Annotated in this window: 25 protein-coding genes and 2 pseudogenes; 10 read left to right on the top strand and 17 right to left on the bottom strand. The window is 65.1% G+C overall.

Annotated elements, in window-relative coordinates; all coding sequences use genetic code 11:
* Positions 1-33: 33 nt before the first annotated feature.
* From BKK80_RS05550 to BKK80_RS05540, 5 genes are all read right to left on the bottom strand, one after another.
* Positions 34-246 carry a hypothetical protein gene (locus tag BKK80_RS05550; RefSeq protein ID WP_071011411.1) on the bottom strand — a complete coding sequence of 71 codons (213 nt, stop codon included), beginning with the start codon at positions 244-246 and terminating at the stop codon, positions 34-36.
* Between the two features lie 360 nt (positions 247-606).
* Positions 607-1,410, bottom strand: a complete 804-nt coding sequence (locus tag BKK80_RS36245; protein WP_157903160.1) for a hypothetical protein — start codon at positions 1,408-1,410, stop codon at positions 607-609.
* A 321-nt stretch (positions 1,411-1,731) separates the two neighbouring features.
* Positions 1,732-2,742, bottom strand: coding sequence for a linear amide C-N hydrolase (locus tag BKK80_RS05545; RefSeq protein WP_071068696.1), 1,011 nt, complete (start codon positions 2,740-2,742; stop codon positions 1,732-1,734).
* A gap of 205 nt (positions 2,743-2,947) precedes the next feature.
* The gene (locus BKK80_RS37330; RefSeq protein ID WP_236903724.1) at positions 2,948-3,307 is read right to left on the bottom strand and encodes an IS4 family transposase; all 360 of its coding nucleotides are present in this window, start codon (positions 3,305-3,307) and stop codon (positions 2,948-2,950) included.
* A 113-nt stretch (positions 3,308-3,420) separates the two neighbouring features.
* Complete coding sequence (locus BKK80_RS05540) at positions 3,421-4,500, bottom strand: SDR family oxidoreductase (protein WP_071068695.1); 1,080 nt, start codon at positions 4,498-4,500, stop codon at positions 3,421-3,423.
* A 73-nt stretch (positions 4,501-4,573) separates the two neighbouring features.
* On the opposite strand from BKK80_RS05540, the gene BKK80_RS05535 reads away from it, so the two are divergent.
* Positions 4,574-4,939, top strand: a complete 366-nt coding sequence (locus BKK80_RS05535) for a MerR family transcriptional regulator (protein ID WP_071011407.1) — start codon at positions 4,574-4,576, stop codon at positions 4,937-4,939.
* A gap of 247 nt (positions 4,940-5,186) precedes the next feature.
* On the opposite strand, the gene BKK80_RS05530 is transcribed toward BKK80_RS05535, so the two are convergent.
* On the bottom strand, positions 5,187-7,322 hold the full coding sequence (locus BKK80_RS05530) for a sensor histidine kinase (RefSeq protein WP_084545490.1): 2,136 nt from the start codon (positions 7,320-7,322) through the stop codon (positions 5,187-5,189).
* Between BKK80_RS05530 and BKK80_RS05525 the strand changes: the two genes are divergently transcribed.
* The 3 genes from BKK80_RS05525 to BKK80_RS05515 all read left to right on the top strand — a co-directional run bounded on the left by BKK80_RS05525 (position 7,321) and on the right by BKK80_RS05515 (position 9,197).
* Positions 7,321-8,007 (top strand): response regulator transcription factor, encoded by a 687-nt coding sequence (locus tag BKK80_RS05525; protein ID WP_071011404.1) that lies wholly within the window; start codon positions 7,321-7,323, stop codon positions 8,005-8,007. The genes BKK80_RS05530 and BKK80_RS05525 overlap by 2 nt on opposite strands.
* Positions 8,008-8,288: 281 nt before the next feature.
* A complete protein-coding gene (locus BKK80_RS05520) occupies positions 8,289-8,672 on the top strand; it encodes a hypothetical protein (protein WP_071068693.1) in 384 nt (127 codons plus the stop codon).
* 111 nt (positions 8,673-8,783) lie between these two features.
* Entirely contained in the window at positions 8,784-9,197 is a 414-nt protein-coding gene (locus tag BKK80_RS05515) for a YcgJ family protein (protein ID WP_071068692.1), read from the top strand.
* A 166-nt stretch (positions 9,198-9,363) separates the two neighbouring features.
* On the opposite strand, the gene BKK80_RS05510 is transcribed toward BKK80_RS05515, so the two are convergent.
* A complete protein-coding gene (locus BKK80_RS05510) occupies positions 9,364-9,681 on the bottom strand; it encodes a DMT family transporter (RefSeq protein WP_071011401.1) in 318 nt (105 codons plus the stop codon).
* Between the two features lie 252 nt (positions 9,682-9,933).
* Here BKK80_RS05510 and BKK80_RS05505 point away from each other — a divergent pair, with 252 nt between their 5' ends.
* Positions 9,934-10,782 carry a hypothetical protein gene (locus tag BKK80_RS05505; RefSeq protein WP_071068691.1) on the top strand — a complete coding sequence of 283 codons (849 nt, stop codon included), beginning with the start codon at positions 9,934-9,936 and terminating at the stop codon, positions 10,780-10,782.
* 526 nt (positions 10,783-11,308) lie between these two features.
* Here the strand turns inward: BKK80_RS05505 and BKK80_RS05500 are convergent.
* Positions 11,309-12,361, bottom strand: a pseudogene (locus tag BKK80_RS05500) (chitinase); the annotation flags it as partial.
* 506 nt (positions 12,362-12,867) lie between these two features.
* Between BKK80_RS05500 and BKK80_RS35360 the strand changes: the two are divergent.
* A pseudogene (locus BKK80_RS35360) lies at positions 12,868-13,044 on the top strand (type II toxin-antitoxin system HicA family toxin); the annotation flags it as partial.
* A 16-nt stretch (positions 13,045-13,060) separates the two neighbouring features.
* Positions 13,061-13,453 (top strand): type II toxin-antitoxin system HicB family antitoxin, encoded by a 393-nt coding sequence (locus tag BKK80_RS05495; RefSeq protein ID WP_071011396.1) that lies wholly within the window; start codon positions 13,061-13,063, stop codon positions 13,451-13,453.
* 117 nt (positions 13,454-13,570) lie between these two features.
* Here BKK80_RS05495 and BKK80_RS36235 read toward each other — a convergent pair whose 3' ends face one another.
* Complete coding sequence (locus tag BKK80_RS36235) at positions 13,571-13,993, bottom strand: hypothetical protein (RefSeq protein ID WP_157903159.1); 423 nt, start codon at positions 13,991-13,993, stop codon at positions 13,571-13,573.
* 132 nt (positions 13,994-14,125) lie between these two features.
* A complete protein-coding gene (locus BKK80_RS05485) occupies positions 14,126-15,322 on the bottom strand; it encodes a DUF4382 domain-containing protein (RefSeq protein WP_071070707.1) in 1,197 nt (398 codons plus the stop codon).
* 434 nt (positions 15,323-15,756) lie between these two features.
* Here BKK80_RS05485 and BKK80_RS05480 point away from each other — a divergent pair, with 434 nt between their 5' ends.
* Positions 15,757-16,743, top strand: a complete 987-nt coding sequence (locus tag BKK80_RS05480) for a LysR family transcriptional regulator (protein ID WP_071068689.1) — start codon at positions 15,757-15,759, stop codon at positions 16,741-16,743.
* 120 nt (positions 16,744-16,863) lie between these two features.
* Here BKK80_RS05480 and mhpD read toward each other — a convergent pair whose 3' ends face one another.
* The 7 genes from mhpD to BKK80_RS05445 all read right to left on the bottom strand — a co-directional run bounded on the left by mhpD (position 16,864) and on the right by BKK80_RS05445 (position 22,558).
* Positions 16,864-17,661, bottom strand: coding sequence for a 2-keto-4-pentenoate hydratase (gene mhpD, locus BKK80_RS05475; RefSeq protein WP_071070705.1), 798 nt, complete (start codon positions 17,659-17,661; stop codon positions 16,864-16,866).
* A gap of 70 nt (positions 17,662-17,731) precedes the next feature.
* The gene (locus BKK80_RS05470; RefSeq protein WP_071011393.1) at positions 17,732-18,025 is read right to left on the bottom strand and encodes a YciI family protein; all 294 of its coding nucleotides are present in this window, start codon (positions 18,023-18,025) and stop codon (positions 17,732-17,734) included.
* A gap of 115 nt (positions 18,026-18,140) precedes the next feature.
* Positions 18,141-20,045: a TRAP transporter large permease gene (locus BKK80_RS05465; protein WP_071011391.1), complete on the bottom strand. Its 1,905-nt coding sequence runs from the start codon at positions 20,043-20,045 to the stop codon at positions 18,141-18,143.
* Between the two features lie 12 nt (positions 20,046-20,057).
* Positions 20,058-20,576 carry a PPC domain-containing DNA-binding protein gene (locus BKK80_RS05460; RefSeq protein WP_071011390.1) on the bottom strand — a complete coding sequence of 173 codons (519 nt, stop codon included), beginning with the start codon at positions 20,574-20,576 and terminating at the stop codon, positions 20,058-20,060.
* A gap of 193 nt (positions 20,577-20,769) precedes the next feature.
* A complete protein-coding gene (locus BKK80_RS05455; RefSeq protein WP_071011388.1) occupies positions 20,770-21,807 on the bottom strand; it encodes a TRAP transporter substrate-binding protein in 1,038 nt (345 codons plus the stop codon).
* A 75-nt stretch (positions 21,808-21,882) separates the two neighbouring features.
* A complete protein-coding gene (locus BKK80_RS05450; protein WP_232346280.1) occupies positions 21,883-22,218 on the bottom strand; it encodes a hypothetical protein in 336 nt (111 codons plus the stop codon).
* 16 nt (positions 22,219-22,234) lie between these two features.
* Positions 22,235-22,558 (bottom strand): hypothetical protein, encoded by a 324-nt coding sequence (locus BKK80_RS05445; protein WP_071011384.1) that lies wholly within the window; start codon positions 22,556-22,558, stop codon positions 22,235-22,237.
* Between the two features lie 573 nt (positions 22,559-23,131).
* On the opposite strand from BKK80_RS05445, the gene BKK80_RS05440 reads away from it, so the two are divergent.
* Complete coding sequence (locus BKK80_RS05440) at positions 23,132-23,377, top strand: type II toxin-antitoxin system Phd/YefM family antitoxin (RefSeq protein WP_071011383.1); 246 nt, start codon at positions 23,132-23,134, stop codon at positions 23,375-23,377.
* Positions 23,374-23,763 carry a type II toxin-antitoxin system VapC family toxin gene (locus BKK80_RS05435; protein ID WP_071037417.1) on the top strand — a complete coding sequence of 130 codons (390 nt, stop codon included), beginning with the start codon at positions 23,374-23,376 and terminating at the stop codon, positions 23,761-23,763. The genes BKK80_RS05440 and BKK80_RS05435 overlap by 4 nt, the downstream gene beginning before the upstream one ends.
* Positions 23,764-23,929 lie beyond the last annotated feature (166 nt).

The following is a 23,929-nucleotide window of genomic DNA, read 5'->3' as shown; positions in this document are numbered from 1 at the left end:
AGCCCGCTGCCGTTCGCCGTGACTCAGGGCGGCTCAGTGTCCTGCGCTCATCTCATCGGCACGGCGCTGTGCCCACGAAAGACCTCGGGATTGGGCATCCGCAAACTGCTCGAAATGTCCGAGCTCATCGGATTCCTCGACGGTGAAATCCCCCAACCGCACGCGCCCGAGTGCAGCGAATTTGCCACCGCCGACGGGCTTCCCAAAGCCCTCGATGATGTAATGACCGTATCGTTGGATGGACATTGGCGTGGCTCCGGGTCTTCGTGCCGCATGCGCGGCTCGGTTACGTCAGACACGTGGTTAAGCCTAGTACAGTACCGCCCACACCGGCGTCCACTCGCGCACCCTCGGTTCGTGGGGATTCGAACCCGATGCCAAGCTTTTCCTGGGTTCTCTGGGGAATCCGCGAGAGCTTGCTCCGCATTTGCAGGCGATGGGTAGAAGACGGTCAGACTGCGGTGCTTGCCGAAGCGCCGTTGGTAAGGCGCGGGCGCGCCATGGCGGCGCCAATTGGCCTTCTACTCGGGCAGCAACTTCTTGTGACGAAACCGGACGATCACTGCATCGGGCTGACCGATCACGATGGCGGCAGCGTAAGACGGTCTATCGAGGAAAAACAAAACTCACATTGAGCCTTACCTGCCAATCGGGAGAATCCGTCGGCCTGATGACATTGCGGTAGAGCCCGATCGATGCTGACATCGCCTGCCCGGAAAGATTGAAGACCTTGCCGATTTCCCCGCCTACCGGCACAGTCCATCGCGCATTGGACTTTGCTGCCCAGTCCGCGGCGATGATTGGCGTGGAAGACAGGAACCAGCCACTCGGGAAGTTGTAGATGACGAAGTACTGGGCTGCGGTTCGATCGATGCGTGCGCCGGCGCTGGAGCCAGAGAAGGATCTCAAGTGACTGACCAGCAGACCGAACACCCAGGGGTCCGGCATGGTAAGTACCACGGCGGCGGGCCCCGCGGCCCATCGGTTTGCGCCAAGGCTGCTGCTGGTTGCGGTGGGAATCGAGAACGTCGCACCGAGCCCCCATGTCACATTGGATGCGGTGCTGGGTGATAGCACGGCCATGGGGACAATGTCACCAAGCCCGAATGTTGCCGGATCGGACGGGGAAAGGCGGGGTTGCGAGATCAACGGCACCGTGGTGCGCGTGACGAGATTCCAGTCACTGTTCAGCCGGAATGGAATCACAGGCTGGATGTTCAGCACATTGCCTGCTCGTCGATCCGGGCCAAGAGGAAAGTTGGTGTCGTTGGCAAAGGGGAGGCTGATCGTGTCCGCGAGAGGATTCTGAAGCAGCTTGGCAATGTCATGCGCCGAAAGATCAGACGTCTCAGCGATGCTGGCTTGATTGGCAGCGCAGGAAATCAGGATAAGCAGCACGAATCGCTTCATGTGTTCGTGTGTTCGTGTGTTCGCGAGAAGATTGGAGACGGGTTGCCATGGCCGGGCAGGAAATCTGCACGGTTTCCCATCGATGGAAACTCAGGTCCAAGCGGAACGCTGCCGCCCCTGCCGGTCGAGCATGCCGAGCACGGAGCGCGGAGCGTGGCGTTGCGGTTCCGAGTCCTCGGCGCACCGGGAAGGAAGCCGCAAAGCCCCCCTCACCGACATCGACGCGCTTTCGCTACCCGGCAGGTTGCCCGCTCAGTCTGAGCGCGCATCGCCGCGCCTGGCTGGCCTGCCGAGGGGCTTTCCGATTCCGTGCAGAGCGGACTAGCTCTTGGCTGGCAGGAAGCGGAAGACATCGGCGGCCTTGAAACTGCCCGCGACGTCCCCGGCCCACACCGGACCGTCATCAACGGGAAGCCGCATCGCTGGTCCGCCAGGTTTGATATCGACCTTGTCGAAGGAGACCCAGAAGACGTTGGGCGACGTGGTGGCCTCGAAATAGTAGATCCGGTTCTTATGATCGGCGACGGTGCGCCAGAGCGTTGGCGCCACGTTCGGGGCACCGGGCCGTTGCGCGCCCATCGGCACCGAGACATTACGCACGATGGAGAACATGGCGGCCACCGACAGCACGGGATCGGCGGTCTTCGGGGCTTCGCCCAGGTAGTAGGAAGCGCGGACGAAACGGTCGGCGGGCCTTTCCGTGCCGGGCAGCATCGCGGTACCGCCGATTTCCTGCCAATACGTGTTCAGCGCCAGCTGCTGATCGTAGCTGGGCTCGTTGGTCATGACGGCATATTGATGGCCATGATGAATGACCAGCTTGCCGCTCAGGTACTCGAAGATCGCCGAGTCGCCGGTTGCATCGGAGATCGCGAGGTGGAGGGCCGGCTTGAAGCCCCCAGGCAACTCCGGAAGCACCAGTTGGAACGGCTCGGCGCGCAACGCGTTAACGGCTTCGTCAACCGTCGCGAAGTTGTCGAGCACGTACTGCGCCCAGCCCGCGATCGACAGCCCCGGTTGCGCCTTGTTGCGTACCCCGTAGTCGGCAGTGCCGAGGTACAGGAGGTTGGCGACCAGGCCCTTCTCATTGATGCCATCGGTCGTCGCGGCATCATAGGCTGCGGCGATGACGCTGCTGTACTTCGATGTCCAGGTGAGCGAATGATCCACGGCGGCGCCATCGCGAGCCGTTCCCGCCGGAAATGCCCACAGGTTGGTATGTACCGGCACCATCCAATCCATGGAACGGCCCGTGACGATCATATGATCCGGGCCGGTATAAGTAATGCGAGAGCAGGCCAGAGACGGCGGCGCGCCAGTCAGGGTCGCCATGAAAACCGCCAATGCGAACTTTGACAAGGGTTTCAAGATGCGTATCCTCGAATGGAATAGGAAAGTGGCTTTATATTCAGTCTATTTCCAGACCGGTTGAGGGCATCATAGCCGAGAATCTCGGCCGGAAACTGAGGAAAACTGATTTCAATCGAGATCGTGTACGCAGGAATCGTCTGTTACTATCTTCCGTTATGACCTTCTGTCACGATCCTCTTTCACGATCCTCTTTCACGGGCCGAGCCATTGGACCTTTAGATAATGCGCGGGAGAGCGATGGATCATGATCTCGATACCCGCCCGTACCCCCCGTCAGGGCTATTTCCCCATACGGAAGCCATGACGCTTCCCGCCGTGCTCGATTGGTGAGCGCGGCGTCAATGGTCCGTTGTATGCCGATCCGGATCGTCTTAGCGCCGGGCTCGCCAGCGCGCTTCCGCCCAAGGAACCCACCCGGGGAAGCAAGCAACCGAATCTTCTGATTGCGTGTGGCCGGTGTCTTCGGGCGGGCAATGCGCCACGCCCCTCCCTTCCATCCGGCGCGCGCCTGCCTTGATCCCGCCACGGATCACCAGGATCCAGGCGCTCGAACTTGAATCGGGGCTGACGGGGCTGACGGGGCTGACGGGGCTGACGGGGCTGACGGGGCTGACGGCTTTGTCGCGCCCAGGGGAGAAATCAGCGGGACTTCCCCTTGGCCAGGCAATAGGCGTTGACGAAGGTTGCCGTGTGCTGCAAAGACTGACGTATATCCGGTTTGGCTATGCCATGCCTGCCGGCAAATTGCTCGAGCGCCGCTGTATCAAAACGAGTGGTCTGGATAAAGTCCAGGGCTTCGGCCTTGGTATTCAAAAATCGCGCGAGGGGAGGAATACCCAGCAGCAACTTCAGCAAGCGGAGCGGAATGTAATGCCTGGGAGGCTTTACGCCAACGGGTTGCGCCGCCTCAGCCAGGAGTTCCCGCAAGCCGGGAGTCTGGCTATCGAGCGCCAGCAGTTCCTGGCCCGCCATGGCAGGATCCAAGGCACAAGCCGCCACCAGCTCGACCAGGTAATCCACGGTGACCAGTGGCAGCCAGTGCTTGGCCGTACCGGGCACTGCCGTCAGCTTTCCCTGCAACAGGTTGCGTATCAACTCCACCAGCGGCTGGCCGTCAAGGATGTGCCCCGTGCGGCTGTGGCCGCAAACCGTCGCGGGGTGGACAACGGTCATCTCTCCGCCCTTGGCGGACATGAGCTCCAGGGTGGCAAAATGCGCCTCGATCTTGCTCCCCTCGTAAGCACCGACACGCCGGTAGACGGCAGGCCAATCCGTCAGCCCCGGATAACGCGGATCGATGCCGATACGTTGCAGATGTTCATGATTCTTCAGCATGTAGCCGCCGATCATCACTAAGCGGCTGTTCTGCTCGGCCGCCAACAGCGCCACGCGCTTTGCCCCTTCCACATTCACCGCACGAGAATGCGCCAATGAAAGCCCCCAAGCGAAGTGGGCGCCCAAGTGGAATACGACTTTCGCCTGCCTTAGCGTTTCTCGGTCAGCAAGACTCAGCCCGAGGTTGTCCTGTTCCAGATCGCCAGCTACGGCAAATACCCGGGTGGCGTTCCCGCCCAGCTTGTCGACTTGCTCCCGCAGTGCGGCGAGTCGCTCCGGGCGACGCATCAGCACCCGGATGGTGTGACCTTTTGCACTCAGGGTCGCCAGCAAATGTTGACCGATGAAGCCGGTCCCCCCCGTGACAAAGCACTCCACGCTCATTTCCCTGCTCCTTGGTAAGGCGAGAAATCGAGTGTAAACTGTCGACCCAACTCTATAGTCAAGCGGTGTTTTCATGAAAATCAGCGAACTCGAGGCCCGCAGCGGCGCCAGCCGCCATACGCTGCGTTACTACGAGCAAATCGGCCTGATCTCACCGCTACGGCAAACCAACAATTATCGCGTTTATTCAGCGCAGACCCTGCAGGACCTGGACTTTATCCAGCGCGCGCAGAGCATGGGTTTCTCCCTGAAGGAAATAGGCGAGATTCTGGATGCGCAGCGGAACAAGCTGATCGATTGCGCTGACGGTGCCAAGGTAATTGAAAAGAAGATGGCGGAAATCAGACAGAAAATCACCGACCTGCAAAGCATTTATCGGTATCTGGATGAAGAGCGCGCAAACCTCGAAGCCAGTGCTGCCAGGCAACTTGAGCGTTGATTTGCCCCTTGATTTGCACCAGGCCCTGACCCAGGATCGGCATCGAAAACCGATCCACCGCAAAGCATCGGCTCATACACCGTTCTCAGCGAGCCCGCCGGCCCGCAACTTCTGCAGGGTCTTGGCCGCCATTCCACCGTTTCCTGCCGCGTCGTGGCTTCGCGGTGGCTCGGCAATTGCCATGCGATCGGCTTGACGCCGCCTGGCGCGCCCAGCTCCGCGCCACCCGGCTCTGCCCTGCCCCATGTCAGCCTGAAGTGAGCAGCAAGTTGTCGGCAGCGGCGGATGGGCGCGCAGGGTCCGCTGTGGCATGCGGCAGTGAGATGACGAACGTCGTGCCGTGTCCGAGCTGGCTATCGACGCGGATACTCCCTTGATGCAGGTCGATGACGCGCTTGACCAGGTACAGGCCCAATCCCGTGCCTGGCTTGCCCGCGGCGCGGCGGCCGCGGAAGTACTTCTGGAAGAGTTTGGGCAGCTCATCGCTTGGAATCCCATGGCCTCGATCCGTGATCGAGATGGCGATGCCGTTGTCCCCGCCAACCGCGCCGAGATGAACGGGTGAATCCTGGGGAGAGTGCCGGATGGCATTGGACAGCAGGTTGCGCAGGGCGAGGCGCATCAGTTCCGGGTCACAAGGAAACGTCCCGGGTAGCGCGCTGCAGGTGACAACCACGGTGTCACCATCCCATTCCCTTGCGACGCTGCGAAGCAAAGGCTCCGGGTCGACACTGGCCAGCGCGAAGGCGCGCAGGGCGTTGTCGAGGGGATCCAGGGAAAGCAGCGCATCCATCAGCGAGGTCATGCGCCGCACCGCCTGGCGAATATTGCCACTGCGATCCCTGGTGAGCTGAGGCGTGCCTGCGCTCCCGGCAATGCGCTGGGCGCTGGTATCGATGATCGACAACGGGGTGCGGAATTCGTGCGAGACCATGGCCACGAAATCGCATTGCTCCTGCCGTGCCCGCTTCTCGGCTTCCAGCGCAAGCCGCAGTTCTCCCTCGACCGCTTCGCGGCGGCGAATCTCCGCGACCAGCGAAGCAGTCCGGCTCGTCACCGTCGATTCCAGTGACAGTGCATAGTCAGTCTGCACGCGCAGCGCCTCGGCCTGCACCCGGGCGTTCTCCTGCTTCAAGGCGTTGTAGCGCCAGGTGATGGCAAGGCTCATGACCGCCATATGCGCGATGGCGCCGACCTGGTAGCAGTTGTCGGTAAGGAGGTTTGGCGGGAGAACGGTCAGGTTGCGCAGGATGCGCAGGACGATGCCGGCAAAGTAGATGCCGAAGGCGAGCAGGAAGAAGCCAGCGTGCCGGTGCCCGCGGAGCCAAAGGCGCAGGCCGATCGCCGTCAGGATGCCGATCAGCACGAGGATCGACATCTGCGCTGGCGCAACGCCTGCGGCGTAGCCGACATCGACCGCGAGGAACGAGGTGACCACGGCAAGCACCAGTGCCAGCGCCGGAAGGATACGGGCGAGGCGGGGCATCAATGCGGCAAGCCCCAGGAACTGCACGCACAGCTTGACGCCAAACCAGATCGAGCTGCAGATCAGCAGCGCCAGCAGCCTGTCGCCGAGCGGCCCCGGCATGCCGGTGTACTGCTGCAGATGCCCGAAGTTCAGCAGCATCTGTCCAATGCTGCAGGCCACGTAGCCGGCGTACCATCGGTTCACTTCTTCGCGCGTCCACGTCCAGAAGAGGAGATGGAAGATGAAGATTGCGGCGTAGGCACCGAAGAGAATCCCGTAGGCCAGCGATTCGGTGTTCGCGCGCGCCTGGAATGCCGCCGGCTGCCAGAGAACGACCTGCGCTGAAATCGAGGTTCGGGAGCGGATTCTCAGCCAGAAGGTATGTGGACCCGGCTCGTCCACATGCAGGCGGAAGACCGGAACACGGAAATCCCAGTCCCATTCGCTGCGCGGCACGTCGCCGCCCGCGCGGCGTTCGCGCCAGCCAGCGCCGGCGCTGCCTTGATAGAGCCGGACTTCGGCAAACACCGCGTTGTTGATTTCGAGCAGCCAGTCGCGCGGTCCGTCGGCGGGCCGATCGATGGCGACACGCAGCCAGATCGCGTCGTGCGTGAACCCCATGTTGAGATTGCCGGGAAGCGCCTGCCAGGCGGGGGAAGCCGCCACCTGCTCGATGGTCATGGCGCCCGTGGTATCGCGCAGCCATGCCATATGGGGGGCGAGATCGATCGGGTCGGCAGTGGCGGTGAGCTTGCGTGGCGTCTGTGCGCCAGCGCCATGGCAGAGCAGCAAGAGGAGAATCAGCAGCCAGGCGCGACAGGCGCGACAGGCCATGGATCCCGGCGAACGAGGGGAACAGAAGGGACCGGATTTCCTCAGAATGGGCGAATAGCGAGCACAGTACACTACGTCCATGGTGAGCGTGATCCTTCTTGAAGATGAGCCTGTCCTGCGCAGCGAACTGGCGGGCTACTTGACCGAGTGCGGGCACCGCACCGACGCCGTCGGCACCCTCGCCGAGTTTCGCCAGGTGTTCTCTCCGTGCGACCATGCCATTGCCGTGATCGACCTTGGCTTGCCGGACGGCGACGGCATCGATCTGATCGACTGGCTGCGTGCGCATGGACGACGGTTGGGCATCATCGTTGTCTCGGCGCGCAGCAGTACCGCTGAGAGAGTTCGCGGCCTCATGATCGGAGCGGATCACTATCTTGGCAAGCCCTTCGACCTGGAAGAACTTGCCGCAACGGTGGCCGCGCTGGGCCGCCGGCTGGCGGCGGGGGGCGTCAGCACGCGCTGGATCCTGGATGTCGGGCGGCGCCAGATTCTCCCGCCTGGTGAGGCCCCTATCTGCCTTACCGCACAAGCGTTCATTATCTTGCGCGCCATTGCCGCAGGACGCGGGGCGCCCGTCAACCGGCGCGAGATCGTCAACGCCCTCTCCGAAGACTACGATCAGTATGACCAGCGCCGCCTGGATACGCATGTGTATCAATTGCGCAAGGCGGTACAAGCGGCCTCAGGCATGGAACTCCCCATCCGCTCGGCTCGCGGGCGAGGGTATCAGTTTCTCGGCGAGGTCGACATCCAGCAGCCATGACGTTGACAGCTGTCCGCTGTCCGCTGTCCGCTGTCAGCCTTCAGCTGTCCGCCGCCAGCCACAGTCCGGGCGGATCTCAGAATTCCTCAGAATCGCGTGGACTTCCCGGCATTATCATGCAATGCAAATGCCGTGATGGTGCATCGCACATCGTTGTCGCGACGATATGCCGGGCTGCAGGTGACCGAGGCACGCCCGCTGCAGCGCGGTGCAGCGGTCGAACGCGGCCATGGCCGATGCGATGACGCGGGCGCGATAACTTCTGGACTGTCAGGATCGCTATGCTTGCTCGAACTCCCTACCGCTGCATGTTGGCCGGCATCGTGCTGGCATCGTTCGCCGCCGGCGCCCAGGCACAGGGCAATTTCGGTTTTCTATCGGATACGCCGCTGTCTCACCTGAGCACGGAGGATCTGTCCCGGCTGGAGGCCGAGGTGTACCGGGTGCGCGACGAAGAGCGCGACGCCAAGGTAACGCACTGGAAAAGCCAGACCTCCATGCCGATCGTCGAGGCAAACGTTACGCCGCGGACCTTGCGCCGCAAAGGGACGCCTTGCCGCCGGATCACCGTGGAGATGCGGGGAAGGGGTCCGGTGCTGATCCTTGAGCCCCTCTATTGCAGGAATGCCCAGAATGCGTGGGAACTGCAGAAGATCGACTTTTGAGGCGGTGCCAGTCGGCTATCGCGCGGGATTGTCCTGCCGTGGAGCCCTGGTGCGCACGTGCTCACGGCGGCGGTGCGCCATGGCCCGCCCGGCGCATCGGATGAGGTGGCGATGAGTGGATCGCGATGGCCGTTGGCATTTGGGGCATTTGGGGCATTTGCGGCATTTGCGCTGTTCCTTGCCGCAGGCACGGTGTCGGCACGTGCGGTGGATGTGCATTCACCGGCCGCTGGTGTCCTCTGCGACGGCTATATCTGTGCGGACAAGGATGGCGTCTCGCAGGGGCTGACGGAACGCTATCTCGGCAAGAAAATCGCTGCGCGGACCTTTTCGCGCGGGCCGTTCGACCACTCGGCGTTCACCTTTTCGAACGGCGTCTTCTGTGACGTCAAGGAATGCCTGTGTCGAGAAGACCGCTATTTCAACGCCAAGGGCCAGCGCAGCCCCGTATCCGCGAAGTACACGCGACTGTTGTTCGGCAAGCCAGCGGCAGGGGCGTCCTGCCAGGCGGCGCGCGGCCAATGACGTCTTCCGCGGGGAGGACCGGCAAACGGCATGACCCGGCATGACCCGGCATGACCCGGCATGACCCGGCATCACGCGGCATGCCAGACCCGCCGGACTGTGCGTGAGGCTGGAGACCGGTACTTGGCTGCTCGCAGCCGGCTTTGCCCGCGGATTGCCGGAGGGATTACGCGAGCTTCAGGCCGATGATGCCGGCCGTGATCAGGCAGACAGACGCCCACCGCATCGCGGTATTGGCGTCGCCGAAGACAAAGATCCCGGCCAGGAACGCGCCCACGGCCCCGATCCCGGTCCACGTGGCATAGGCGGTTCCCATGGGGATCTCGCGCTGGGCGAGCAAGAGGAGGAAGCCGCTGACCGCCATGCAGGCAATGGCAAAGACGATCCACAGCATGCGTTGCAGGGAGTCTACGCCGCCGAGCTTCAGGCCGATCGGCCAGCCGATTTCGCACAAGCCAGCCAGAATCAGGTAGGTCCAGGCCATAGGCTCAATACCCTTTTGTGATGTTGTGTCGAAAACAGGGAGCTGGCGATCGCCGATGGCCAAGAGACATGACATCCCGGCCATTATCCGTGTGCATCGTCGCTACGGCGAAGGCAGCCACTGTGTCAGGAGGCATTGATTGTGGAGGACAACGAAAGCTGCCGCAAGAATGATGTTTCTTGTGCGGTTTCTTGTGCGCGTACCACTTCACCACGTCGTCGGACGCGGCCGGTTGCTGGCATCGGTCTCAGCATGGCATTGACCTATGGCCACTGGCGGCTTGCCGCTACCGTGGCCTTTTGCCTTGCCGGCGCTTTGCCGGTTCAATACGTGGCCGCGCAGCCCATGCAGGCAGGCGGGCAGCCCGCCTCGCTATGCGACATGCCGTGGTTTCGGGCCGGCACCCGCGTGCAGATGGAGGCCGACGGTGAAATGCCGATGTCGATCACCTTCCGGCTGCGCCAGGCTGCCATCCAGCCGGGCGGTTGCGAGGCAAGTTTCGAAATCCATTCGAAGTCGGCGATGGCCGCCCTGAAGGGTCCGCCTGTCGTGGTAGACCAGGTGCATGCTGTACGCATCGTGCCTGCGGAAAGCGGTAGCGAAGGCAATGTGGAAAGTATCAGCGCCGTTGTCAATGCGCGCGCCCGCTATGCCCGTATGTTCGGCGAAGCGGCGTTCCGGGGCCGGGGCGTGCTGGATTACGCATCGATGGCGCTTCAGGAAGGCAAGGTGCTCGAAGGCGAGACGTTCGAGTCGGGCCTCTCCGTCAAGATCTATCGGCTGGCGACGGGCGAGGAGGTGGGTACGATGCGCGCGGAGCATGCCTCGGTAGCCGTGGGGCCTCGTAAGGTGGGGCGTCTGCAGACCATTGCCACCGCGCTGGGTCCGCAGAAATGCCTCCCCATTAGCTACGAGAAGCGTACCTCGCTCGGCACCTTGGAGTTTGCCGGTGAACGGCTGGAGTCGATACCGACGGTAATGAACGTCACCGACTGGTATTGTCCGTCCGTCTTCTTCGTATTGCGTACCGAGGTGCGGCAGATGGGCAAGGTCCAGCGCGTCGACGTCACGGCATTCGAGCGGGAGGAGCCGCTGGAGTGACCCTGCGGGATATGCGCAAAGCAGGATACTGGCGAAACGGTGGAACCCTGTCCAGCGTTTTGCACTGCGATGCGGCGAAGCCCGCAGGCTGTCCCAGGAGAGCGCGCGGGGCTGCGGAAACGCCCGCATCGGCTGCCTGGACGGGCTCTCCCTCCGATAGCCGAGCACCGTGGCCCCGGGTGTAGCGGGTGCTCTGCCGAGCCGGCAGGTACCCCACCCGCCCACGCCATTCCTTTACCCCTCTTAAGACGGTAACCCACCCTCTGCGGGGTAACGACTTTGATGCAATGCACCACAATAGCTACTGGCAACGCAATTTGACCCCGTTGCTGCAGTCCTCAGGGCATAGGAGCTCCCCGCGCCTATGCCCTCTTTTTTTTCATGCGACTGACATCCTGCCGCATTATGCTCTGCTGGCTCGCAAGCCATGGCACGAAGCATGGATACCGGCCGCTTCATGCTGCGCGGCCGGCTGCATTGCGCTCGGGTGAGTTCAGGGGCGGTTTGAATTCCCGCTGCTGCCTCAGTAATTCGGGTCCTGCGTCACGCCCGTGCCCCAATGGCCGTTGAACGGCTTGAACACGGTAGCAAAGTCATACGGATTCTGCGTAATGCCTGAGCAGCTCAGCGAAACCTGGGTGCCGCCGTTCGGGCACGATTGATCGCGGCTGATCGACCAGTTGCTGAGCAGGCCGTAGCCATTGGTGCTGGCGACATTCAGCACGCTCTGCGCATTGGCCACCGTGAAGATCTCGCCCGGCGTGTCGTTCACGCCGATCATCGGCGTGACGCCGACCATCTGCCACAGCTGCGCATTGGTCTTGACCTGGCCGACGGCCTTGTACGCCGTGTCGAGCTGCGAGTACAGCCCCTGCGCCGCGCTGACGGCCGCCGCGCCCATGTCGGTATCGGCGGTGCCGTAGTCCATCGTCATCAGGTTCACGGCGTCGAACGTCACCTTGTTCTGGATGGCCACGTTGACGGCGTTGACGGCATCCGACGTGAGACCGTACGGCATGGCCGGCAGCGTGAGTGTGACATGCAGCGTCTTGCCCTTGCTTGCCAGGCTGGATTGCAGTTGCGCGAGCGCCCTGAAGTGGCGCGACACCGCCGCCGTGTCCTGCAGCGGCGTGCCTTCGAGGTCGAAGTCGACGTGCGTGAGGTTGTAGGTGTTGATGACGGTCTGGTAGGCGCTCTTCAAGGTCGACACGGAACTGCATGCCTGCATCAGCGGCGTACCGGCCGCGCCACCGAACGACACGGCCACCTCGCCGCCTTTGGCGCGGAAGTTGGCGATCGACGTGGCGATGGTGCTCAGCAGCGAGCCGCTGGCGTTCGCGCCGATCGGCTGCACGCCGCCCCAGGAAGGCTGGCATCCGCTGCCGGCCACCACGAAGGCAAGATTGAACTGCTGGATTCCTTGGTGCACGCCGATCTGGTCGATCAGCGGCACCGGGGTCATGGGGAGATAGACAAAGGGCGCGTAGATGCCTTGTGCCTGCGCCGCGCCGGCGGCAGTGGCGAGACATGCCGCCGCAAGCGTTGCCGTGACTGCGCGAGATAAGACCCCGATTTTCATTCTTGTTCTCTCTGGTTAGCGTTGTATTCACATGTACGCCGGCCCTGTCCCGACAGCATAGCCGGCCGCAATGCGTACGAGGGTGCGTTCCGCCACATTCCACCCCCACGGGAGTATAGCGGCGCGTTCGGTTGCTATCTGAGCATGGAAAGATGACGACCATGACGCAGATGACGCAGGTCGCTTGTGTTGGGCAGGCACGTGCTCGCGCGCGGAATTGACAGCGTGCAACGTTTCGCTCGGCTTGCCAGGGGCATCCTTTCGAAAGGTCTCGCCTGTGTGCTGCGGTTGATGGTTCGATGCGGTGCATCGGCTTCGCGCCGGCATTCGTGTGTACGACGGCGCTCGCTTCTTGCTGGCGCCCGCCCTCTCCCCCGGCCCCTCTCCCACGAGTGGGAGAGGAGAGCGAACCGGTGGCGTAGTGAAGGCCGTTGCCTACTCAACGCACCTCGCGGTCAACCCAGCCAGATTACACATTCTTGTGTAAGATATAAAACACGACATCGATGCATAGCGCAGACCTGATCCGGCAACTCAAGGCGGATGGCTGGCAACTCGTCTACACCGTGGGTTCCCACTATCAGTTCAGGCACCCGACGAAGCCGGGAAAGGTAACGGTCCCGCATCCGGACAAGGATCTCCCGATAGGCACGGTGCGCAGTATCCAGAAACAAGGCTGGCTTGAGGTAAGGAAGAAGGATGCTCTATCCCCTGTATGTCCACGTGGGAGACGCCAGGCACGCGCACGGCGTCTCATTCCCCGACTTCCCGGGCTGCTTTGCCGCGGCAGACGACTGGGAAGATCTGCCCGCCGCCGTGCAGGAGGCCGCCGAAGCCCATTTCGCCGGCAGCGAGACACCCATTCCCCGACCAACGCCGTTGGAATCCCTGACCGCATCGCCCGAGTTCGAAGGCGGCGTCTGGATGCTGTTCGACATCGATCTGTCCAAGCTGAGATCCAAGGCGGTGCGGCTGAATATCAGCCTGCCGGAACGGCTTCTTCAGCAGATCGACGCGGCCGCCAGGCAGCGGCGCCTGTCGCGCTCGGCCTTCCTCGCCCTGGCGGCGGAGCACGAGATGGAGCGAGCCTAGTCCGCTGCGTCATTCGAAAGCCCCCCGATCGACTGCGCCTCCAGGCCGTGCGTGTCGTGGCAAAGCCTGCGACCTGGATGTGCCGCCGCTCGGGAGCGCCTTGCCTGACGCAATGGATTAGCGCTTGTCTTGCCGAGGCGCCAGCGGCTTTTTCGAGTGATGGTCGCGATCCGTGTCGCGGTCCGTGTCGCGATCTGCCTTGTCGCGATCTGCCTTGTCGCGATCTGCCTTGTCGCGGTCTGCCTTGTCGCGGTCCATGTCGCCACGGTCCATGTCCCTGCGGTCTTCCGCGCGCGCCCTGCCCTTGTCGCGGTCGGTGGATTCCGGCCCATTGGTGTTGAGCTGGCCGGAACTGCTCATGTGGCTGCCGGATTGACCACCGGACTCACTGCCCATCCTGCCCGGTGCCCCCATGCCGCCTCCCATGCCGCCTCCCATTGCCCCACCCCCGCCGCCACCTTTGTCCCGGCCGTACGCGGCAATTGACAGGCAAGCCACCAGGACAGTGGCGGCCAAGACTGCAGTGCGATGTTTGCTCATGGCAAGTCTCCTGACGTCTGACAATTCTCGATGCGCTGCACGACGGGCAGAGCGATGGAGGTCATCGCCCCCCCGCGGCCATGGCCTTCGCTGGCCTGGCCGTGTGGACGGAAGCCCGTTCTGCGCCGCTGCCTAGAAAGCAAAGTTCTGCACGACGCTAGTGCTGCTGACATTCACCTGTTGCGTGCTGACCGCGCCGGTGGCGCTGGTGGCCTGGATGCTGTATTTGCCGGCGGCGGTGCCGTCCGCTTGGAGCGGGATGGGTAGCATCGCCTGGAAGCTGCCCACCATGGGCGCGCTCGCGGGCAGCGCCGGCTGGGTTGGGAACAGGCTGTATGCGCCGGTATCGGACGCCGCGGCAGTCGCAGCGATTTCGAACGTCGCGCCGCCAGTCTGCTGCAGCGCGCGAATGGTTGCCTGCGCGCTGGCTGGCGTGACCGTCCCGGAAACCGTGCGGAACAACGATTGCGGCAGCGCGATCGGCGTGGCCGCGGTAGCGACCGCCGTGCTGCCGCCCGCCACGACGGGAACCCCCTTGATGATGCCCGTGCTCAGGCCATTCGATGCGATGGGCACGATGACGACGTCGACATTGCCTGCCGTGCTGCTTTGCTCGATCGGCGACAGCGTGAAGCTGCCACTGCCGTCTGCCACCGTCGCCTTGACGACGACGCCATGGCGTTCCGCGTAGACGTTGGCGCCCGGACCGCCGCTCACCACGCCTGTCACGGCGCCGCTGACACTGGTCGGCAGGGCCGTCACGACCGGCTTGAGGGTGAACGAGCCGTTGCCCCGTGCCACGATGGACTTGCACGCGTCGAAGTCGAGGATAAGATCGGTCAGCGTGTTGGGCGCGACGGTGAACGGACGAATGATCTTGATGCCGGACTGCACGGCGCTTGGCGTGTCGAGCGCCTGTTCGCTGCCATTCGTCGGCACCACGGAATTTGCCGGCGCCCCGCCGGCGTTCGGAACCAGTACGAGCCGGATCTGCTGGAAGTCGCCGGCAGGCAACGCAGCTTGGCCGAGTGTGGTGAGTACGCCATTGGTCAGGCTCAACAGATCGATGCGGCGCGCCGGATTCAGCGTGATGTCCGTCCAGCCACTGCCCTTCACGTCGGCATTCGGATCCGCATGCACCCGCACCCGGTCGACCGTGACGAACACGTGATCGAAACCGCAACTGGGCGCGTCGGTCATGGCGACGCTGAGGGTTCCCGTGCCGCCGCCGGAGCCGCCGTCTCCTCCGCCTCCACAGGCGGCAAGCAGCACGGCGCCGGACAATGCGATCAAGGTCAAGCCGGGCAGGTTGATATGGTTTGCTGACATGGCCTTCTTCTCCAACCGATCTCGTAGTTTGAGCATAGGTTTCCGCTTGCCGGCAGATGTAATGCTTTGTAAGAAAGCCAGCCGGACCCGGAAGAGCGGCAGCAGAGCGGCAGGTTGCGGTGTGGGCGGCTCAGGGTGCCTGCTGGCGCCATTCGCTTCGGCACACGCATCGGGATACGCTTCGGGATACGCTTCGGGATACGCTTCGGCGCGCCTTCTCCATCCAACGGCTTGCGCGAGGGGAAGAGCCCGGGGCATGGGACCTCTCCCGTGCATGAGTCTGGTGTGCGCGCCGGCAAGTGCCGCACACCCCTTCCCCGCCAGGGAATCTCGCTACAATCTGGCCACCGTGCGGCCGCGCACGCAGGCGCGGGCCATGCCCTGCCAGCCGGTGCGGCAGCGCACGCTTCTGTTTCTCCTGGCGCGGACAGGCGATGGACATCAAGCACCTGCAACTGTTATCCGACATCGTCGAGGCGGGCAGCCTCAGCAAGGTCTGCGCCGCGCGGGGCATGGCCCAGTCGGCCTTGAGCAAGCACATTGCCTCGATGGAGAGCGAGTTCGGCGCAAAGCTGTTCTACCGCACCGGGCGGGGCGTGGTGCTGACGGAGTTCGGGCAGTCGATCATGCCGCGGGTGAAGTCGCTGCTGGGCGAGTTCGAGCAGCTGAAGAACGAGGTCAGGGATCGGGCCGACGTGCCCAGCGGGCCGGTGCGGCTGGCGCTGCAGGCGTCCATCACCCAGCAGATCGTCGGGCCGCTGTTCCAGCGGGTGCGGGCGGATTTCCCGAAGATCGACCTGCGCCTGATGGAGGGCTTCGCCGGCAATATCGAAGAGGCGCTGGCGAGCGGGCGCGCCGACGTGGGCGTGTTCTCGCGCTATGGCGACCGCCTGCACAAGACGGACGAACCGCTTGCCACGGATGAGCTCTACCTGATCGCCCCGGCGGGCGACCCGCGCGTGGCCGGGCCGAGCTGCCGCTTTGCCGAGGCCGCCGCCTTGCCGCTGGTGCTGCCGGGCGCGCCGGACGGCTTCCACATGATGCTGCTGGACGAGGCGAAGAAAGCGGGCGTGCCGCTGAACACGCAGATCGAGGTGGATTCGCTGACGGCCATGCGCGAGATCGTGGCCAATCACGCGGCCTATACCATCCTGACGCGGCAGGCGGTGGACGTCGACATGCGGCTCGGGCGCATCGGCGTCAGCCGCATCGTGGAGCCGGTGCTGACGCGCACGCTGGTGCTGGCCATCAGCACGCAGCGGCCGCTGACCCATGCCAGCCGCACCGTGATCGACCTGATCCGCAAGCTGACGCGGGCCGCCACGGCCCAAGGCACGCCGCAAGCCGCACCGCAGGCCACATCACAGGCCACGACGGCCAGCGCGCCGGCCAAGGGCAAGCGCCCCGGCAAGGAAACATAGGGCTGCCGGCCCGCGCGAATGCGCAGGCCGTGCCCCACGCCATCCAGGCACGCCGTCCAGGCACGCTATCAAGTCACGCCATCAAGTCACGCCATCAAGTCACGCCATCAAGCTGCGCAATCAAGCCGCCGAGAAAGCAGTACGCACCGTGCCCAGTCCGGCGATGGTGGTGTCAATGACATCGCCCGGCGATACCGTGACCATGGGCCCGAGGGCGCCGCTCATGATGACGTCGCCGGCCAGCAGCGGCCTGCCGACGTCGGCCATCTTGCGGGCCAGCCACAGCGCGGCATGGAGCGGATGGCCCAGGCAGGCCGCGCCCACGCCGAGCGACACCACCTCGCCCCGGCGCTCCATCAGCATGCCGCAGGTGCGCAGGTCCACCTCCGACAGCTTGCGCGGCCGGGTGCCGAGGGCATAGAGGCCGGACGAGGCGTTGTCGGCCACCGTGTCCAGCAGGCGGATGTCCCAGTGGCGGATGCGGCTGCCGACGATCTCGACGGCGGGCAGCACATAGGCGATGGCCGAGATCAAGCGCGCCAGCGTGACCGGCCCGTCGCCGGTGTCGCCCAGGTCGCGCTCCAGCACGACGGCCACTTCGGCCTCGACCTTCGGCTGCAGCACGCGCCCGAGGACCACCGGCTCATCCGGGGCGAGTTCCATGTCGGCGAACAGCATGCCGAAATCCGGCGCGTCGACGCCGAGCTGCTGCTGCACGGCCTTGGAGGTCAGGCCGATCTTGCGGCCGGACAGGCGGCGCCCGGCGGCCAGCGCGTGCTGCGTGTTGATGTCTTGCACGGCATAGGCGCCCGCCTCGCCCATGGCCGCGAGGTCATCCCGCAGCGGCGGCACCGGCTGGCCGTCCAGGGCGGCCTGGCGCAGCGATGCGGCCAGCCGTTGCAGCACGGCAGTGTCCATGCCCGCGTGGGTCGTCTTGGTCGTCGCTTGGGTCATCGCCTGGGTCATCGTCTCGGTCATCGGCGGCACCTCACAGCGGCGGGTTGAGGTTGTCGGGACTCGCGAAGACGAGCTTCCACGGCTTCATGACGACGGCGCGGAACAGCGCGGCCTTGGCGAAGGGATCGTTGGCGGCAAGCTTTGCCGCCTCGCTCTCGTTGGCGACTTCGTAGACGAACAGCGCGCCGCTGCCGTCGGCGAACGGACCGGCGACCACCAGCCGCCCTTGTTGCAGCAGGTCCTGCAGGTAGGCCCGATGAAGCGGGCGGAGCTGGGCAAGCCGCTCGGGCTCGTTGGCGTACTCGACGAAGGCTGCGAATTTCATGGTTGTGCTCGATGCGTCGGGAGATCAGTCAGTGGATGCATGGATGCGTCGCTGAAGGGATCGCCACATCCATGCACCGGGGCGCGGCGCCCCGGTGCTTCAGTGCTTCAGTGCTTCAGTGCGGAAGGAAGCCGGTGGAAATCCACGGCACGGCAGCCACCAGCACCGTGCCGGCCGCCAGCGATGCCATGTAGCGCCAGATGTGCCGCACGCCCCGGCTCGGCGGGGTGCGGCTGATGGCGCAGGCGGCGTAGTAGCCGACCCCGAACGGCGGCGCGAACAGGCCGATGCCCATGGCCAGCACGACGACGATGGCGTAGTGCACATCGTGGATGCCGAGCTGCCGCGCGATGGGGAACAGCAGCGGCCCGAACAGGACGATGGCGGGAATGCCCTCCAGCACGCTGCCGAGCAGCACGAAGGCCACGATCGACACCGCCATGAAGGCCGCCGCGCCGCCCGGCAGGCGCGCCATGGCCGCGGCCAGGTCGCTGGAGAAACCCGATTGCGTCAGCGACCAGGCCATGCCGGTGGCGGCGCCGATGATCAGCAGGATGGCGCCCGACAGCGCCGCCGTGTCCACCAGCGCGGGCCAGATCCGGCGCAGGTCGAAGCGGCGGTACACCAGCAGGCCGGCGAGCATGGCGTACACGATGCCGATGGTGGACACCTCCGTCGCCGTCGCCACGCCCTCCACCACCGCCGCGCGGATGACGAAGGGCAAGGCCAGCGCCGGCAGCGCCACCAGCAGGCTCTTGCCCACCGCCGCGCGGCTGGCGCGCGGGGTGCAGGGCGCGCAGGTCTTGCGCGCGCGCCACCACACCAGCAGCCCGAGCATCAGGGCCAGCACCACGCCCGGCAGCAGGCCGGCGGTGAACAGGTCGGCGATCGAGATGCCGGTGACCGAGCCGATGGTGATCAGCACCAGGCTCGGCGGCACGGTCTCGGTCTGCGCGCCGGTGGCGGCCAGCAGCGCCAGCATGTCGCCTTCGTCGGCGCCGCGCTGCTTCATCTCCGGGAACAGCGCCGGCGCGACCGCCGCCATGTCCGCCGCCTTGGCGCCCGAGATGCCGGACACCAGGTACATGGCGCCGATCAGCACGTACGACAGGCCGCCGCGGAGTTGGCCGAGCAGGTTGGACAGGAACTGCACCATGGCGCGCGCCATCGACGTCATCTCGATCAGCATGCCGAGAAAGACGAACAGCGGCACCGCCAGCAGGATCAGGTGCGACATGCCTTCATCCATGCGCCCGATCACGACGATGGTCGGCGTCGAGGTGGTCAGCGAGAGATAGCCCACCGTGGCCAGGCCGAAGGAGAAGGCGATGGGCACCCCGCCCAGGATCAGCAGGCCGACGAAGCCGACGAAGAACAGCAGCAGGTTGGCATTGCCCAGGTCTTGCAGCACCGGCTGCAGCGCGACCAGGCCACCGGCCACCGCGCCGCAGGCCAGCAGCGCCACCACCACCGCGCGCCGGCTGGCGGTGGACAGCAGCCGCACCACGCCCATCAGCAGGATCAGCACGATGCCGGCCGGCAGCGCGGCGGCGCGCCAGGCATTGGAGATGTCCAGCGCGGGCAAGGTGACGAGCGCCTCCTCGCTGGCGAAGGCGTAGGCCGGATAGGCCACCAGCGCCAGCCACGCCAGCGCGGCCACCGTCGCCACCAGCTCGAACACGCCGCGCCACTGCGGGCCTGCCTTGTCGACCAGCGCCGTCATGCGCATGTGGCTGCCGCGCCGGAATGCGATCGCCGAGCCGAGCATGATGAGCCAGATGAACAGCAGCGACGCCACTTCATCGACCCACACCAGCGGCGTGTGCAGCACGTAGCGGCTCAGCACGCCGCAGAACAGCACGGCGACCTCGGCCACCACCAGCAAGGCGGCCGGCACCTCCGACAGCACGCCGAGCACTTTGTCCGCCAGCTGCAGCGCGCGTGCCGGCGCCCCGCTCGCCGGCGCGTTGGCGGGACTCTCCATGGCGCGCGGGTCGCCTTCGACCATTCGGGTGGACATGACGCACCTCCCCTACTGTTGCGGCAGGCCGAGGACATTGGCCTGGATCTCGGGATCGGTGAAACGCTCCAGGCGCTGCGGATACACCGTGACGGTGATCTCGCACGAGCCGGTGCCGACGGTCAGGCCCAGCAGGTGGCCGCCGGCGCCGTTGAAGCTGCCGTCGGTCACGGTGCCGTGGGCATGGATGGACGGCTTGCCTTCCTTCCAGGCGATGGAGCCGGTCATATTGGCCATCTCGACGCTGCGGAAGGTCTTCGGATCGAACTGCTTGCGCTGGAAGTCGTAGAAGCCGAAGGTGGCCTCCGACATGAAGCCGATGCCGACGAAGCTGGCGCTGGGGATCTGCTCGTCGCGCGCCAGTTGCTCCAGGCTCTGCAGCACGTTGTCGCCGTGGCGCAGCACCACCAGGTAGCCGGTGGGGGTCTTCATGACCTTGCCTTTCAGGTCAGCGGCGGCGGCGGCCTGCGTTCCCATCACGGAGAGCGTGAGGGTCAGCGTCAGCAGCGAGAGGGCTTGCTTGAGGATCATGATCGGGTCTCTTGGTAGGTTGGGGGTGAGTGCGCCCACGGCGGTGGCGCGTGGCCACCGGCCATCGGGGAGCGGCGTTCAAGGGGGAACGCCCAAGGGGGAACGCTCAAGGGAGAACGGGCATCGCGGCGCAGCCATCGGTGAGAGACCGCCGGTGGCAACAGCGCGATGGCGCGATGGCGCGGCGGCGCGGCTAGGCCAGCTTGCCCGCGTACTTCTCCAGCAGCGCCCAGCTCTCGGCCGGGAATTTCTGCTGCCAGCCCTTGTAGAAACCGGCCTGGCTCAGGTAGTTGCGGAAGGCCTTCACGTCGGGCTGGTTGAAGGCCATGCCGCGCCCCTTCAGCTCCTCGCGCAGGCGGGTGTTCAAGGCATCCACCGCCTGGCGCTGCTTGACGGCGCAGGCATCGAAGGTGGTGGCGGCGAGCTGCCGCAGGTCTTCCGGCAGCGCATTCCAGGCGCGCTGGTTGGCCACCAGCCAGAAGCCATCCCACACGTGCGAGGTCAGCGAGCAGTACTTCTGCACCTCGTACAGCTTCTGCGTCTGCAGGATGGTCAGCGGGTTCTCCTGCCCGTCGACGACCTTGGTCTGCAGTGCCGTGTAGGTCTCGGCCATGTTGATGCCGGCCGGCGCCGCGCCGAAGGCCTTGAACATCGAAGTCAGCGCCGGGCTCAGCGGCACCCGGATCTTGAAGCCGTTGAGGTCTTGCGGCACATGGATCTGCCGGTTGCTGCTGGTGACCTGGCGGAAGCCGTGGTCCCAGATCTTCGGCAGGGGCATCAGGTTGACCTTGGCGAAGGCCGCGCGGATATGCGCGCCCAGCTCGCCGTCCATGGCCGCCCAGACCTGCTCGTAGCCCGGGAAGGCGAAGCCGATGCCGCTGATGGAGGCCACCGGCACCAGCGTGCCCCAGATCAGGCCCGCGGTACTGACGAAGTCGATGGCGCCGGCGCGGACCTGCGAGATCATGTCGGTGTCGTTGCCGAGCTGGCTGCTCGGGAAGACGCGGATCTCCAGCCGCCCGTTCGAGGCGCGGGCGATCTCGGCCGCCGCCGCGCTCAGGTTGACCGTGGTCGGATGCGTGGCGTCGAGCGCGATGCCGAGCTTGTAGCGGAACGCCTGCCCCGCCGCGCGCGCCGGCGTGCCGATCATGAGGCCGGAGGCGGCGGACGCGGCCGCCATGGCAAACCCCTGCTTGAGCGCCAGGCGGCGCCCGCTGTTGAACCCGCTCATCACTTGTCTCCTGTGGTCTGTTTTATTGGTGTCCAGCGGCATGGCGATGGTGGCCGGTGCGGCCACCCGGGCGGATCAGGCCGCCTCGCCCTGCCGGCTGGAGAGATACCGCGAGAAGCGCCGCGCGCCATCCCAGTCCTGGATCAGCGTCAGGCGACGCTTGAGGAACAAGCCGTCGGCGACGCGCTCGGCGAACGCCTCGAAGGTCTCGGTGGGGTCGTCGATCTCGAATACGAAATAGACCTTGGCCTCCTCGTTCGAGAGCCACGGTCCGGCCAGCAGCTTGAGGTCGCCCGGCAGGTTGTGCGGCCGCACGCCCTGGCGCAGCTTGCCGAGGAAATCCACCACGCCCTGCATGGTGTTCGGGGACATATCGCGCAACCAGACTTCGTTGAAGAACTTCGGCATCATCTTTCTCCCTGCTTGCTCAAGCTTGATCGGCCGACACGCGGTCGGTGTAGGCTTTCATCTGGTCCCAGCCCGACAGCAGCGTCAGCTTGCGGCGCGCGAACAGTCCACTGACCACGCGCTCGGCGTAGGCGTCGAACATGGTCGAGGGATCGTCGATCTCGAAGATGAACATCACCTTGGCTTCCTCGGCGGACAGCCAGGGGCCGGCGACCATGCGCAGGTCGGGTGGCAGGTTGCCGGGCTTGGTGCCGACGCTCAGGTTGCCGAAGAACGCGACCGCGTCTTCCATCACCTTGGGCTGGATGTCGCCAAGCCAGACTTCATTGAGAAACAGGGGCATCGATGTCTCCAGGTCAGTATTCGGGCTGCGGGAGAATGCAGCGCGATGACCGAAGCTTAGAAAAGCGGCGCCCTGCGTCATATCCCTGAAACGAGATATCAGACTTTCCTTGGCGGGAAGGGGTGACGCGGTGGTGGTTGGTGGTGGTTGGTGATGCAGGGGCATGCGATGTCTCGGCTGCTGCGGGCGCCTGCCCTCTCCCCCGGCCCCTCTCCCACAAGTGGGAGAGGGGAGCAAACCGGTGGCATAGCGAAGGCGAAGGCCAGCGTTCGCCATGACGACAACACCCGCCACGCGGCAACCGGGTTCCCCTCTTCCGCCTGCGGGAGAGGGGAGCAAACCCATGGCATGGCGATCGCCGGCAGGCGAGGCCAGGCCGGCCGCAATCGTCACCGATGGCAACGTTCTGCGGCCGTCTCACCGGATACGCTTCGAAGCCATGACGCCAAGACGCGAGTGTCTCCGCCCGCGGTGCCTTCGTCGCCCGACCGCCGCTCAGAGTGGTGGATCAGGCTCCCAACAACCCGCCAATATGGACTAGACTAAGCAAACTTAGTCCAGTTGGTGAAACCCATGCAAACCGTGAACATCCACGAAGCCAAGACCCATCTCTCGCGCCTGGTCGACCAGGCGGCGCGCGGCGAGCCGTTCGTGATCGCCAAGGCGGGCAAGCCCCTGGTCAAGGTGGTGCCCCTGTCCGCCCCGGATGCCGGCCAGGTCCGGCGGCTCGGCTTCCTGGCCGGCGAGATCGCGGTGCCGGAGGACTTCGACACCCTGGGCGCCGGCGAGATCGAAGCCCTGTTCGGCGGCAACGCATGAAGCTGCTGCTCGACACGCACCTGCTGCTGTGGGCCGCCGGGCTGCCGGAACGCCTTCCCCTGCCGGCCCGCGAGCTGATCGCTTCTCCCGACTCGGAACTGTTCTTCAGCGCAGCCAGCCTGTGGGAGATCGCCATCAAGCGCGGACTTGGCCGGAGCGACTTCCGCGTCGATCCGCGCGTACTGCGACGCGGGCTGCTCGACAACGGCTACAGCGAACTGCCGGTCACCAGCGAGCACACGGTGACGGTCGACAGCCTGCCGCCGCTGCACAGGGACCCGTTCGACCGCCTGCTGGTGGCGCAGGCCAACGTAGAAGGCATCACGCTGCTGACGTCGGATGGCATGGTGGCGCGGTACCCCGGTCCGATACGGTTGGTGCCATAGTCGGCGGCGCAGGCGCGGCCGGGCTGTTCATCGCCCGCCAGCCTGTCGCATCGCCCATCCTTCGCACCTCCCTGCAGCCACCTGCAGCCACCCTGCAGCCACCCTCGTCACCCATCCTCGTCACCCGTCCTCGTCACCCCGCCTCGGCATGCGCCCTCGCACTGCA

Source organism: Cupriavidus malaysiensis (assembly GCF_001854325.1).
Classification (GTDB): domain Bacteria; phylum Pseudomonadota; class Gammaproteobacteria; order Burkholderiales; family Burkholderiaceae; genus Cupriavidus; species Cupriavidus malaysiensis.
Note: the sequence above shows the minus strand (reverse complement) of the source record. Positions and strands in the feature narration are given on the sequence as shown.

Excerpts from the sequence above, each read along its gene's own strand:
- BKK80_RS05550 (WP_071011411.1), bottom strand. The coding sequence starts at position 246 with ATGTCCATCCAACGATACGGTCATTACATCATCGAGGGCTTTGGGAAG.
- BKK80_RS36245 (WP_157903160.1), bottom strand. The coding sequence starts at position 1,410 with ATGAAGCGATTCGTGCTGCTTATCCTGATTTCCTGCGCTGCCAATCAA.
- BKK80_RS05545 (WP_071068696.1), bottom strand. The coding sequence starts at position 2,742 with ATGGCGACCCTGACTGGCGCGCCGCCGTCTCTGGCCTGCTCTCGCATT.
- BKK80_RS05540 (WP_071068695.1), bottom strand. The coding sequence starts at position 4,500 with ATGAGCGTGGAGTGCTTTGTCACGGGGGGGACCGGCTTCATCGGTCAA.
- BKK80_RS05535 (WP_071011407.1), top strand. The coding sequence starts at position 4,574 with ATGAAAATCAGCGAACTCGAGGCCCGCAGCGGCGCCAGCCGCCATACG.
- BKK80_RS05525 (WP_071011404.1), top strand. The coding sequence starts at position 7,321 with ATGGTGAGCGTGATCCTTCTTGAAGATGAGCCTGTCCTGCGCAGCGAA.
- BKK80_RS05530 (WP_084545490.1), bottom strand. The coding sequence starts at position 7,322 with ATGGACGTAGTGTACTGTGCTCGCTATTCGCCCATTCTGAGGAAATCC.
- BKK80_RS05520 (WP_071068693.1), top strand. The coding sequence starts at position 8,289 with ATGCTTGCTCGAACTCCCTACCGCTGCATGTTGGCCGGCATCGTGCTG.
- BKK80_RS05515 (WP_071068692.1), top strand. The coding sequence starts at position 8,784 with ATGAGTGGATCGCGATGGCCGTTGGCATTTGGGGCATTTGGGGCATTT.
- BKK80_RS05510 (WP_071011401.1), bottom strand. The coding sequence starts at position 9,681 with ATGGCCTGGACCTACCTGATTCTGGCTGGCTTGTGCGAAATCGGCTGG.
- BKK80_RS05505 (WP_071068691.1), top strand. The coding sequence starts at position 9,934 with ATGGCATTGACCTATGGCCACTGGCGGCTTGCCGCTACCGTGGCCTTT.
- BKK80_RS05495 (WP_071011396.1), top strand. The coding sequence starts at position 13,061 with ATGCTCTATCCCCTGTATGTCCACGTGGGAGACGCCAGGCACGCGCAC.
- BKK80_RS36235 (WP_157903159.1), bottom strand. The coding sequence starts at position 13,993 with ATGAGCAAACATCGCACTGCAGTCTTGGCCGCCACTGTCCTGGTGGCT.
- BKK80_RS05485 (WP_071070707.1), bottom strand. The coding sequence starts at position 15,322 with ATGTCAGCAAACCATATCAACCTGCCCGGCTTGACCTTGATCGCATTG.
- BKK80_RS05480 (WP_071068689.1), top strand. The coding sequence starts at position 15,757 with ATGGACATCAAGCACCTGCAACTGTTATCCGACATCGTCGAGGCGGGC.
- mhpD (WP_071070705.1), bottom strand. The coding sequence starts at position 17,661 with ATGGACACTGCCGTGCTGCAACGGCTGGCCGCATCGCTGCGCCAGGCC.
- BKK80_RS05470 (WP_071011393.1), bottom strand. The coding sequence starts at position 18,025 with ATGAAATTCGCAGCCTTCGTCGAGTACGCCAACGAGCCCGAGCGGCTT.
- BKK80_RS05465 (WP_071011391.1), bottom strand. The coding sequence starts at position 20,045 with ATGTCCACCCGAATGGTCGAAGGCGACCCGCGCGCCATGGAGAGTCCC.
- BKK80_RS05460 (WP_071011390.1), bottom strand. The coding sequence starts at position 20,576 with ATGATCCTCAAGCAAGCCCTCTCGCTGCTGACGCTGACCCTCACGCTC.
- BKK80_RS05455 (WP_071011388.1), bottom strand. The coding sequence starts at position 21,807 with ATGAGCGGGTTCAACAGCGGGCGCCGCCTGGCGCTCAAGCAGGGGTTT.
- BKK80_RS05450 (WP_232346280.1), bottom strand. The coding sequence starts at position 22,218 with ATGATGCCGAAGTTCTTCAACGAAGTCTGGTTGCGCGATATGTCCCCG.
- BKK80_RS05445 (WP_071011384.1), bottom strand. The coding sequence starts at position 22,558 with ATGCCCCTGTTTCTCAATGAAGTCTGGCTTGGCGACATCCAGCCCAAG.
- BKK80_RS05440 (WP_071011383.1), top strand. The coding sequence starts at position 23,132 with ATGCAAACCGTGAACATCCACGAAGCCAAGACCCATCTCTCGCGCCTG.
- BKK80_RS05435 (WP_071037417.1), top strand. The coding sequence starts at position 23,374 with ATGAAGCTGCTGCTCGACACGCACCTGCTGCTGTGGGCCGCCGGGCTG.